Raw genomic sequence first — 10587 nt, 5'->3', positions numbered from 1 at the left:
AATAGAGGTCATTAGTTAGACAGCCTGTTGCCCAAATACCTTTGATACTTTCTTTCTCTCTTTCGACCGGAAGAGCTTTTTGCGAATCGCGACTTCGAGCATTTTTGGGCTCCCACTCGGCGAGAAAGAGCGTTCCGAAGGACAATTCGCACTGTTTGAGTTCCGTTTAACGGGACGAGTTTGCGAATTGAGAGAATTTTGAGCCGTAAGTGGGTAAAAACGCGCAGCGGAGCAGTGAGCAAAAGAGCGTTCCGGCGTAAAATCGGTTTGGGCAACAAACCGAAAGGGAGCTAAATAATCTTTTCTTTTTATTGTTATGTGGTGATATAATTGTTTTTGTGGGTATGAAATGAGGGGTTAAAAGGGTTTGTTTTTCACTCGAATCCCTGGCCAAGACCTGCGGTTTGGCAGGGCAGGCCTCGAACCCCGATAGGTAACCATGAAAAGATATCTTGAAACAATTAGAAGTGAAGAGGCAATAGCAAAAATACTGGAGCACACAAAACCCATAGAAGATGAAGAATATCTTCCTACGTATATGTGCAAGGACCGGATTACAACAAAACCAGTATTTGCAAAATGCTCCAATCCCCCTTTTATATGTTCTGCTATGGATGGTTATGCCACCTTTTTTGAAAAAACCCTAAGTGCAGACCTCACAAACCCGGTCTCTTTGACTAAAAATATTGATGCCTTTTATCTTAATACCGGGGACCCCTTACCAAAAAATACAAATGCTGTGATTATGACAGAGGAGGTTGAAGATTCAGAGTCTCATATAATTATCAGAAAACCAGTGTTTCTCTGGCAAAACGTAAGAATGGTGGGTGAAGATATCATAGAAGGGGATCTACTGATACCCACAAATCACAGGATAAGAACCTTCGACATAGGGATGATCCTTTCCGGTGGTGTGACAAAGGTCTTCGTCAGGAGGAAACCAAAGATATTAATAATACCGACAGGCAAGGAACTAATAGATATATATGAAGAATCTTATGAAGAATCTATTGAGAAAACAAAACATGCCGGGTTGATTGATTTTAATTCATACACCCTATTAAAATTGGCAGAGGATACGGGATTTCATGCAGAAAAATATAAAATAGTCAATAATAAAAATGAGTTATTAAACATTCTTAAAGATGTTATCGAAGAATTTGATGTAATACTTATAAATGCTGGATCAAGTGCAGGTAGTGAAGATTATACAGAGAGCGTGATAGGCCAGCTTGGCACACTTGTCTTCCATGGCGTTTCAATGATGCCTGGCAAACCCACCATCTTCGGTATTATTAAAGGCAAACCCGTAATTGGTATACCAGGGTATCCGGTATCTGCTGTAGTAAGCTTTAAAACATTTCTTGAACCACTTTATGAGAAACTTACCAATATACAGTTATATAAAAAATATATAACCTGCACCACCCCTTACAGGATTCCGTCAAGGATAGGGATAGAAGAGGTATTAAGAATCAACCTATTGGAGAAAAACGGGAGATATTATGCCTTTCCACTGGCAAGAGGAGCAAGTATCTTCTCTTCCATGGCCCATGCAGATGCATTGTTGAGGGTACCGGAAAATATTGAAGGATATGATGAAAACGAAGAAGTCCCATGTCTGTTATTGAGGAAAGAAGACGAACTCAAAAAGAGAATACACATAACAGGCAGTCATGACCTGTCCCTTGACATTCTTAGAGACATGATGAAGAGCAGGTATTCACACATAGACCTTATATCAACCCACATAGGAAGTTTGAGCGGAATTCTTACCCTTAAAAAAGGCATAACCTGTTTATGTACAACCCACATCCTTGATGAACATGAAAGAATATACAATATCCCGATAATAAAAAAATACCTTATGGATAAACCATGCATGCTTATACACATCGCCAAAAGGACATTGGGGCTTCTCGTTAAAAAAGATAATCCAAAAGGTATAAAAGATATAGGAGACATTGCAAAAAATAATATAAAATTTGTCAATAGGCAATCTGGTTCAGGGACAAGGTTTTTCTTAGATATAATGTTAAAGGAAAGGGGCATAAAAAAAGAATTGATAACTGGATACGACAGGGAAGAATCCTCTCATACTGCTGTGGGTATACTTGTAAGAGAGTCTGTAGCAGACGTTGGGATTGCCATCTATGGAGTGGCAAAGATATTTTCACTTGGTTTTATTCCTTTGACAGAAGAAGATTACGACCTCCTTATCGCAAAAGAGTTTACAGAAGACAAAAGATTTAATATGCTTATGGACTTGATATTATCAGAAGAATTCAAAAAAAAGCTTAAAGGGTTCGGTGGTTATAATACACAGGATACAGGAAAAGTTAAGTATATACAAAGATGAGGAAAAACGAGAGACGATGACGTAGGAACAAAGCTGAAGACTGATTGCTGACAGCTGATTTCAAGGTGGTTACTATGTTACTGGACAATTTTAACAGGACTATAAATTATCTCAGGATTTCCATTACCGACAGATGTAATCTGAGATGCAAATACTGCGTTGACGAAGATTTTCCATTTTTGCCCCATGATGAGGTACTAAGATATGAAGAAATTGTCAGATTTGTAAGAATATGTTCAGAGCTTGGGGTGAATAAGGTTCGATTAACGGGTGGCGAACCTCTCGTAAGAAAAGGAATTTCCTATCTCTTGAAGGAAATAAACACCATAAATGGTATAGAGGATATAAGCCTCACTACAAATGGGGTATATCTGGGTGAAAAGGTACTGGAATTGAAAGAGGCTGGGTTAAGGAGGATAAATATAAGCCTTGATACGCTAAAAAAAGAAAAATTTACCTTTATCACAGGTGTTGATGCATTTGACAATGTACTAAAAGGCATTGAAGAGTCATTACGTGCAGGTTTAAACCCAGTAAAGATAAATACTGTTATTATAAAAGGCTTTAATGACGATGAAATCCTAAATTTTGCGAGGCTTGCGAAAAAATGGGGTATCCATGTCCGTTTTATCGAATTTATGCCCTTTGGCGAATCAAATTTATGGGATAGCTCTAAAATAGTCCCATCGAATGTAATAGAAAACCTGATAAAAAATACGTATGAGCTTGAACCAACCTCCAATTCTGAAAGAGGCCCTGCGAAGATGTTTCAAATCAAGGATAGTTTTGGAAAGATAGGATTTATAAGCCCTGTTTCTTCTCATATATGCTCGGAATGTAACAGGATCAGACTCACATCAAACGGCATGATAAGACCATGCCTTTTCTCGGATATTGAGTATGATGTTAAAAAACTTTTGAGAAGTAACACAAAGGATCAGGAAATAAAAACATTTGTCAGCAGCGTCGTGAAAGCAAAACCAGAGAAAAAATTTGAAACAGGATTCATTAAAAAATGTCAGAGAAGTATGAGACATATTGGGGGATGAGTTAAAGCAATGAAGAATTAAGAACGGAGAATATAGAGTCGTAAATTCTTAATTATTAATTCTACATTTTTCATTCTTAATTGCCATCCCGAAGGGGGGTTCAATGAAACTAACGCACTTAGATGGTAAAGGAAAGGCTCGTATGGTCGATATAACAGGAAAACATGAAACAGAGAGAGAAGCCATAGCATCAGGTAAGGTAAAAATGTCTGAAGAAACATATAACCTTATAAAAAAGGGACAGGGGCCAAAAGGCGATATATTTACTGTTGCAAAGATAGCAGGCATTATGGGGGCAAAAAGGACACATGAGCTTATACCACTTTGCCACCCCCTTCATATCACTCATGTAGACGTAAGTTACACATTTAATGATATAAAGAATTCTATCACCATTATATCTACAGTAAAGACAAAGGGGCAGACTGGAGTAGAAATGGAAGCTCTAAGCTGTGTTATGCTTACCGCCCTTACTATATATGATATGTGCAAGGCAATAGACAAAGGTATCGAACTTGGGCCATTTTTTCTCCTTAAAAAAAGTGGGGGAAAAAGCGGCAGATTCGTAAGAAACAGTAAGTAGTGAGAAGTGGGCAGTAAATGCTGATAGCTGAATGCTGAAAGGCTAATAGCCATAAGAGGTAAGGGTTTGAAGGGTAAGATCATATCTGTGAATATAAGCAGTGAAAAAGGAGAAAAAAAGCATAATATAGGAAAAGCCAGACTCATAAAAGACTTTGGCCTTGAAAACGACGCACACGCAGGCACTGAGATAAGACAGGTAAGCCTTCTTGCGAAAGAAAGCATAGAAAGGATAATAAACTTGGGCATCAATGTTGATTGTGGAGATTTTGCAGAAAACCTCACAACAGAAGGTATTGACCTTCTTTCCTTGCCTGTTGGTACTGAGCTCAAGATTGGAAAGGACATAATCGTAAGGGTTAGCCAGATAGGAAAAAAATGCCATAGCGGGTGTGCTATATTCAAACAGGTTGGTGATTGTGTAATGCCAAAAGAAGGTATATTTGTTGAGGTGCTGACAGAAGGTGAGGCAAAAGTAGGAGATATGATTGAGGTTCAAGGATGAAATATAAGGCAGCAATTATTACGATTAGCGACAAAGGTTCTTTAGGTGAAAGAGAGGATAAAAGCGGGCCTGCACTAAGCAAGATGCTTGAATGGACCTATGAAGTGGAAGACATAATCATCATACCAGATGATATAGATATTATTGCATCCACTATAAAAGAAGAAGTGGACAAACATGCTGTTGATCTTATTATCACAACAGGGGGCACAGGCGTTACTAAAAGGGATGTAACCCCTGAGGCTACAAAAATGGTTATTGAGAAAGAATTACCTGGTTTCTCTGAAATAATGAGGGCTGAGAGCTACAAGATTACCCCTTACGGGATAATATCAAGGGGAATTTGCGGGATCAGGGGCGAAAGTATCATTATTAATCTGCCTGGAAGCCCGAAAGCTGCCACGGAGTGCCTCATGTTCATACTGGCTGCCCTACCACACGCCCTCAACAAACTGAAAGGCGATTCAACTGATTGTGCTTAATCCCGCCTATGACGAGATTAGTCTATTTACTTATGATCTACCTTTAATTTAAAACTTGGTTCCTTTTTATCCACCTCTTCCTTTTTAATTTCAGACATCTTGATCTTGAGTCTCAAATCATTTGGGCTGTCAGCATATGCAATAGCGTTATCGTAATCTATATTTCCCGCTACAAAGAGGTCAAAAATATGCTGGTCAAATGTTTGCATACCCTCATTATACGAGGCAGCCATTGTCTCCTTTAAGGTCCCTATTTCGCCTTTTAAGATAAGGTCCTTGATCCTCGCACTGTCAAGTAGTATCTCTATGGCAGCTACCCTTTTCCCTTCAACCGTGGGTATTAACCTCTGGGACATAATAGCCCTCAGGTTAAGAGAGAGTTGCATATATATCTGGAGATGCCTCTCTACAGGGAAAAAATTCAATATCCTCTCCATAGCCTGATTTGCATTATTCGCATGGAGTGTTCCAAGGGCCAGATGCCCGGTTTCTGCAAATGTAATTGCATCTTCCATGGTCTCCGTATCCCTTATCTCTCCAATAAGAATCACATCCGGTGCCTGTCTCAATGTGTTTTTCAGCGCATTGAAGAAGGTATGGGTGTCAAAGCCAACCTCTCTCTGGGTGATCACACTCAGCTTGTGGGGATGTACAAACTCTATAGGGTCTTCTATGGTGATAATATGACCACGTTGGTGGGCGTTCCTGTGATCTATCATTGCTGCAAGGCTGGTAGACTTTCCGCTGCCTGTTGCACCTACCACAAGTACCAGGCCTCTTTTACTCATGATTATGTCTTTCAACGTACCTGGCAAACCAAGTTCATCTAAGGTTTTTATTTTTATCTTTATCTGCCTCAAGACCAATCCTATATAGCTCCTCTGTTTAAAAATATTCACCCTGAACCTGCCAAATTCAGGATAGAAAAGGGCAAGGTTCATTTCATACTCTTCATCGAATATCTTTTTCTGTCTCTCATTCATAATACCATAAGCGATTTCTTGAGTATCCTCAGATGTTAAGGGTGTATCTCCATGGGGCTCAACAATCCCTTCAATACGGAACATTGGAGGAAGACCTTCTGTGAGGTAGATATCTGAAGCATCTTTTTCTACCATATACTTTAAATAGTCTTTTATATCTCCCATAGTGTCACCTCTGTGTGCCTTGTTGTGGCAGGTAGAAAGAAACTTCATCCCTGGTGACAAGGTTTTTGTTAAGTAGTTCGGTTACAGCAGCTTCCATTGTCTGCATTCCCAAAGCCTTGCTTGTCTGCATTATTGAAGGAATCTGGGCAATCTTGCTTTCTCTGATCAGATTTCTTATAGCATTATTTGCAATCAGAATTTCGAACCCTGCTACCCTACCCTTACCATCTTTTCTTCTAAAAAGTGCCTGTGTTATTATCGCCTGTATTGACTCTGCAAACATTGACCTCACCTGGTTTTGCTGGGCTGCAGGAAAAACATCTATAACCCTGTCCACAGTATCAGGTGCACTACTTGTATGCAAGGTTCCAAAAACCAAATGGCCTGTCTCAGCAGCAGTCATTGTGAGGGCAATGGTATCAAGGTCCCTAAGCTCACCTACAAGAATGACATCGGGGTCTTCACGGAGTGCACTCCTCAGTGCATTTGCAAAACTGTGTGTGTGGGGTCCAAGCTCCCTCTGATTTACAAGACAACTTTTCGAAGGATGGAGAAACTCAATAGGGTCTTCAATTGTTATTATATGCCCTTTTTCCTCTTTGTTTACCAGGTCAACCATAGCTGCAAGGGTGGTTGATTTTCCACTACCTGTAGGCCCTGTTACAAGCACAAGACCCTTTTCCAAACGTGCTAAATCCATAAAAACTTTTGGCAGGTTCAACTCCTCAAAGGTAGGAATCTTTGTGGGTATTGTCCTGAATACTGCAGCGTCACCACGGGCCTGTTTAAACACATTAACCCTGAACCTGCCATAGTCACCGAGGGAAAACGAAAAATCCAACTCCAGATGCTCCTCATAAGATTTTCTCTGGTTGTCATTCAAGATTTCATATATCATGTTGTGTACTTCATCCTTATCAAGTGCTGGTACTTCAATCTTTCTCATCTCTCCGTGTATCCTCACAACAGGTGGTTCTCCTGCACTCATATGAAGGTCCGAGCCTTTATTTTCAACTGCGAAAATCAATAATTCCGAAATATCCATAATCTTCTCCTCCTATTTTTCCAATGATTCTATTTCTTTAAATGTTGGCAAATCTCCTATATCCTTTAAACCATACAATTCTAAAAATTTGTTTGTAGTTCTAAAGATTATCGGTTTGCCTACATCTTCATTCCTTCCTGCAATCTCAATTAACCTTCTTTCAAGTAATTGTTTGATAACACGGGCAGAATCTACTCCTCTTAAAATATCTATCTCCCTCTTTGTTATGGGTTGCTTATAAGCAATAATTGCAATGGCCTCAAGCATAGCCCTTGTTAACCCAACATCCTTTTCCCTAACAAACCTTTTTACCCACTCCCTGTAATCCAGTTTTGTTCTCATCTGATAACCACCAGCAACACCCACAATCTCAAGTGCTCTATCTGAATAATTATATTCTTTTATCAATTCATTTAAGGCTTTTTGAATGTCTTCCAATGAATAAACCTCAAGCTTTTTTATTAGACCCTTTAATGTTACAGGTCGCGGTGAGGAATAAAGTACTGCCTCTATTATCCTGCTCAAGTCCATCCCTTGAGAAACTCCCTCACTTCGTCAGTTATCATTTCTTTTTCTTCTGGATACTCATGCCAAGACACATTCTTTTCTTGAGAAAACCACGTATACTGCCTCTTTGCATAGTGTCTTGTATACTTCTTTATATCTTTTACCATATCTTCATAACTAATGAAACCTTTAATATAAAGCAGTATCTCTCTATATCCAATACCTGAAAAAGGCTTTAAATCTTCTTTATAACCCATAAAAAGTAAATGTTTTACCTCTTCCACCCAGCCTTTTTTTAACATCTCTTCAACCCTGCTATTGATCCTTGAATAAAGTTCACCCCTTGCCTTTTTTAAACCAATTTTAAGTATATTGTACCTTATTTCCTTAAAGCCGTGCTTCTTCCCCCACTCTGACATCTTTATGCCAGTGAGATAAAAAACCTCCATCGCCCTTACTACCCTTATTTTATCCTTATAGCTTATTTTTAAAGCATACTCAGGGTCAATCTCCTTTAATTTCTCATAAAATTGTAATGGATTTTCCGAATAACTATTTCTTAATGTTTCTCTCAACCCTGTATCCTTTTGAACTTTAAACAAACCATATATCAATGCTTTTATATATAGGCCTGTACCGCCAACAAGGATTGGCACTCTTTTACGAGACCATATATCCTTTATCAAAGTGTCTGCCATTTCCCTAAACATCGCCGCATTAAACTCCTCAAATGGCTGAGCTACATCTATTAAATGGTGCTGGATCTTCCTTCTTAAATTAATGTCTGGCTTGGCAGTCCCGATATCAAAATACTTATAAATTTGCATGGAATCAGCGTTTACGATCTCTCCATTGAACTTTTCTGCCAGATAGATGGATAGTTCAGATTTTCCTGTACAGGTAGGACCGAGTATGGCAATTATCTTTTCATTCATAAAAACCTTCAAACCTTAACCTTAAGCCTTAACCTTCTTCATTGCCGTTTGATAACATACGGGATATAAAGTATAATATATCGTCGCATGTATTCAAGAGTTATCAAACTTACTATAATATTCCTTATCATACCTGCCATCTTTGGGGCTGGTTTTGGATATGCCCTTGTTAATTACCTTGAAATACCGGATGTAAAACAACTTGAAAGCTATAAACCTAAATCAGCAACAAGACTTTATGCAGATGATGGGACCCTGTTTGCAGAACTCTTTGTCGAAAAACGGATTCCAATACCCATTACTGAAATGCCAAATCATCTCAAATACGCATTCATAGCGATAGAAGATATAAGATTCTATAACCATTTCGGTATTGATGTGCGAAGTATAATGCGGGCTCTTTATAAAAATATTCTCCGCAAGAGCATCACTGAAGGGGCCTCAACAATAACACAGCAACTTGCACGAAATCTCTATCTAAGCCACAAAAAAAGTTTAAAAAGAAAGATGGAAGAAGCTGTTCTTTCAATACAGATAGAAAGAACTTACTCAAAGGACGAGATACTCAATATGTATCTAAACCTCATTTACCTCGGGGAAGGGGCACACGGTGTTGAAGCAGCAAGCTACACATACTTTCATAAAAAGGCAAGTGAGTTATCTCTTGAAGAAGCGGCAACCCTCGCTGCACTCACAAAATCTCCTTCAAAACTATCCCCCTTTAAAAACCTTTCAAAAACTACGGAAAGAAGAAATATTGTCCTCAAAAAAATGTATGAGGCTGGTTTCATAAACCCCAAAGAATACACAAGGGCAACAAAATCACCACTCGTACTTGCACCCTTTAGAGCCTATGAGAAAAAGACTGGATATTTTATTGAATATGTAAAGCAGACGCTTGAAGAGTACGTGGACGATCCCCAGGAACTTTATATTGCTGGACTTAATATAAAAACCACAATAAATCTCAAGATGACAGAATACGCTTATGAGGCAATAGAAAAAGGATTGAAATCATATAAAGAAAGGCACCCAAAGTTTACCGAGTTACCTGAGGTGGCGCTTGTCGCAGTTGAAATTAAGACAGGAGATATAAAGGTCCTTATTGGGGGAAAAGATTTCTCATTATCCCCTTATAATAGAGCGGTTCAGGCAAAGAGACAACCTGGTTCTGCCTTTAAGCCCATCATATATCTGGCAGCACTTGAGCAGGGATACCAACCGGACCTTATATTAAGAGACGCTCCACTATCATTCACAAATCCATATACAAAGGTAGTGTGGCAACCAAAAAACTATAAGAATGAATATTTTGGCAATGTTACTATGCGAAAAGCGCTTGAAAATTCATTAAATACCGCAACTGTGAGACTTCTTGAAAAGGTTGGAATAGAAAACGTTATAGACCTCGCAAAAAGATTACATATCAACAGTAACTTTGAATTAAATTTGTCTTTAGCTCTTGGTACTACAGAAATATCTCCCATAGATCTTGCAGTTGCTTACGCAACATTTGCAAGGGGGGGGATATATATACCACCAACGGCCGTAAAAGACATGGCAACCATTGACGGAGAAGAGATATACAATAGAGAAACTCAAGAAGAGCAAGAAGAAAGAATTGTTTCACCAGAAACTATGTTTACTCTTGTAGATATGATGAAGGGGGTTATCAAAAACGGAACTGCGAAGAGAGCATCAACAATGCCCTATTTTCTCGCTGGCAAAACCGGCACAACGGATGATTTTAGAGATGCGTGGTTCATAGGCTTTTCGCCAGAGGTGCTGTGTCTTGTATGGGTTGGCTATGATAAAAAGACAAATCTTGGAAACAGAGAATCAGGCTCTACTGCTGCACTTCCTATATGGATTGACTTTATGTCAAAAACCCTTCCATTATATCCAAACGAAGATTTTTCATTTTTTTAAAAGCGTCCCCAGGGGGATTCGAACCCCCGTTGCCGGCTTGAAAGGC

10 protein-coding genes are annotated in these 10587 nt (G+C 39.0%); 6 read left to right on the top strand and 4 right to left on the bottom strand.

Annotated elements, in window-relative coordinates:
* Window positions 1–439 precede the first annotated feature (439 nt).
* From NTU69_06340 to NTU69_06320, 5 genes are all read left to right on the top strand, one after another.
* Entirely contained in the window at window positions 440–2359 is a 1920-nt protein-coding gene (locus NTU69_06340) for a molybdopterin biosynthesis protein (GenBank protein MCX5803140.1), read from the top strand.
* 74 nt (window positions 2360–2433) lie between these two features.
* Window positions 2434–3408 (top strand): GTP 3',8-cyclase MoaA, encoded by a 975-nt coding sequence (gene moaA / locus NTU69_06335; protein ID MCX5803139.1) that lies wholly within the window; start codon window positions 2434–2436, stop codon window positions 3406–3408.
* Between the two features lie 103 nt (window positions 3409–3511).
* Window positions 3512–3991, top strand: a complete 480-nt coding sequence (moaC, locus tag NTU69_06330; protein ID MCX5803138.1) for a cyclic pyranopterin monophosphate synthase MoaC — start codon at window positions 3512–3514, stop codon at window positions 3989–3991.
* Window positions 3992–4057: 66 nt separating this feature from the next.
* Window positions 4058–4495, top strand: a complete 438-nt coding sequence (locus NTU69_06325) for an MOSC domain-containing protein (GenBank protein MCX5803137.1) — start codon at window positions 4058–4060, stop codon at window positions 4493–4495.
* Window positions 4492–4977 (top strand): MogA/MoaB family molybdenum cofactor biosynthesis protein, encoded by a 486-nt coding sequence (locus tag NTU69_06320; GenBank protein ID MCX5803136.1) that lies wholly within the window; start codon window positions 4492–4494, stop codon window positions 4975–4977. The genes NTU69_06325 and NTU69_06320 overlap by 4 nt, the downstream gene beginning before the upstream one ends.
* 26 nt (window positions 4978–5003) lie before the next feature.
* Here NTU69_06320 and NTU69_06315 read toward each other — a convergent pair whose 3' ends face one another.
* Genes NTU69_06315 through miaA form a run of 4 tightly spaced genes read right to left on the bottom strand, consistent with a single transcriptional unit; the run spans window position 5004 to window position 8612 of the window.
* Window positions 5004–6125, bottom strand: a complete 1122-nt coding sequence (locus NTU69_06315; protein MCX5803135.1) for a PilT/PilU family type 4a pilus ATPase — start codon at window positions 6123–6125, stop codon at window positions 5004–5006.
* A gap of 4 nt (window positions 6126–6129) precedes the next feature.
* A complete protein-coding gene (locus NTU69_06310) occupies window positions 6130–7170 on the bottom strand; it encodes a type IV pilus twitching motility protein PilT (GenBank protein ID MCX5803134.1) in 1041 nt (346 codons plus the stop codon).
* A gap of 12 nt (window positions 7171–7182) precedes the next feature.
* Complete coding sequence (scpB, locus tag NTU69_06305; protein ID MCX5803133.1) at window positions 7183–7695, bottom strand: SMC-Scp complex subunit ScpB; 513 nt, start codon at window positions 7693–7695, stop codon at window positions 7183–7185.
* Window positions 7692–8612, bottom strand: a complete 921-nt coding sequence (gene miaA / locus NTU69_06300) for a tRNA (adenosine(37)-N6)-dimethylallyltransferase MiaA (GenBank protein MCX5803132.1) — start codon at window positions 8610–8612, stop codon at window positions 7692–7694. The genes scpB and miaA overlap by 4 nt, the downstream gene beginning before the upstream one ends.
* 87 nt (window positions 8613–8699) lie before the next feature.
* On the opposite strand from miaA, the gene NTU69_06295 reads away from it, so the two are divergent.
* On the top strand, window positions 8700–10541 hold the full coding sequence (locus NTU69_06295; protein ID MCX5803131.1) for a PBP1A family penicillin-binding protein: 1842 nt from the start codon (window positions 8700–8702) through the stop codon (window positions 10539–10541).
* Window positions 10542–10587: the final 46 nt, after the last annotated feature.

The sequence above is a fragment of the Pseudomonadota bacterium genome, from assembly GCA_026388215.1.
GTDB lineage: Bacteria > Desulfobacterota > Syntrophorhabdia > Syntrophorhabdales > Syntrophorhabdaceae > JAPLKF01.
The sequence above is the reverse complement of the archived record's forward strand: the minus strand, read 5'-3'. Positions and strand labels throughout refer to the sequence as shown.